The 864-nt window shown below is 31.6% G+C and carries 2 pseudogenes; both read right to left on the minus strand.

Going from position 1 to position 864, the window contains the following annotated elements:
- Positions 1-581: pseudogene (locus HMPREF0077_RS11160) on the minus strand (DNA-methyltransferase); the annotation flags it as partial.
- A pseudogene (locus HMPREF0077_RS10005) lies at positions 553-864 on the minus strand (VirB4-like conjugal transfer ATPase, CD1110 family); the annotation flags it as partial. The pseudogenes HMPREF0077_RS10005 and HMPREF0077_RS11160, both read right to left, overlap by 29 nt.

Here is an 864-nt window from a genome sequence, read left to right on the forward strand (position 1 = left end):
TTGCTTATTTCTTTTATTGGTTCTTTCATAGCGTCAAAGTTATAGAAATACTTTCTTGCTTTTGATAGTAGGAAGATATGTTCATAGGACTTGATGGTCTATCTCTACAAGACTCAGGCATGGCATTTTCCTTATGCCAAATAATATCCTTCTTAAATACCAACCGTCCTCTCTTAATTTTAAAGCTAGTTGCCAAGGTATCCCCATTAAGTCTTTTGCCTTGTAGCCACTGAGTTTTTCTGTAATAGACTCTTTTTGACCACTTCTTCCTTCTATGTTTTTAGGATCTTTATATTCTTTTTTGCTTCTTGTCCTGCATAAGAATCTCCAATAACTACCCAAAGTGTTCCTTCTTTTTTTAATACTCTTTTTACTTCTCTAAAGACTTCAATTAATTTATTTAAATATTCCTCCGGACTTTCTTCTCTTCCAATTTGTCCTTCTGCTTTATAATCTCTAAGTCCATAATATGGAGGAGATGTAATACAGCAATCAAATGTTTTATCTGGAAATTCCTTTAGAGCAGAAATTGCATCTAAATTAATAATATAGTTAGTTTTTAACTTCTCTCTGTCTATCAATTTCTATCCCTTCCTTTAATTCTTCTGGTTTAGTTGTCATTAACTTATACAATTTTGTATCTTTAGGGAATCTATCTACAAAAGGTACTATTGTGTTTCCGTAGAATAGTAATCCCTCTCCCTCATTGGAATTTGTTACGTAGGATAACTGATAAAGAGATATATTTAACTTGTTAGCTAAAATTTCCCTATCACCACTAGCTTGATTAAGCATTAAGATAAAATCTGTGTTATCAAATATATTTTCTATTTCAGGACTGGCTAAAAGGTCCTTTACATTTTG

The sequence above is a fragment of the Anaerococcus tetradius ATCC 35098 genome, assembly GCF_000159095.1.
Lineage (GTDB): Bacteria > Bacillota > Clostridia > Tissierellales > Peptoniphilaceae > Anaerococcus > Anaerococcus tetradius.